This window comes from Rhodococcus sp. ARC_M12 (assembly GCF_022810385.1).
Classification (GTDB): domain Bacteria; phylum Actinomycetota; class Actinomycetes; order Mycobacteriales; family Mycobacteriaceae; genus Rhodococcoides; species Rhodococcoides navarretei.
Genome location: NZ_JALGQI010000095.1, coordinates 1 through 260 on the forward strand (window position 1 = coordinate 1; position 260 = coordinate 260).

The 260-nt window shown below is 62.3% G+C and carries 1 pseudogene; it reads right to left on the reverse strand.

The annotated features are described in order from the left end of the window. Positions 1–260 (reverse strand): annotated as a pseudogene (locus MTX35_RS26365) (acetyl-/propionyl-CoA carboxylase subunit alpha); the annotation flags it as partial.

Below are 260 nucleotides of genomic sequence, written 5' to 3' on the forward strand. Positions count from 1 at the left end.
CGCGTGGTTCGGGGTCCTCGGTGATGGACAGTTCTTCGCCGTTGGCGATCTTGAACTGCTGCAGCACGAGGTCGATGCCGGAGGTTTCCTCGGTGACGGGATGCTCGACCTGCAGTCGGGTGTTGACTTCCAGGAACGACACCAGCCCGTCTTGGCCGACGAGGTATTCCACCGTGCCGGCTCCGTAGTAGCCGGCTTCGAGGCAGATGGCTTTGGCGCTGGAGTGGATTTCTTTGCGTTGGGCGTCGGTGAGGAACGGG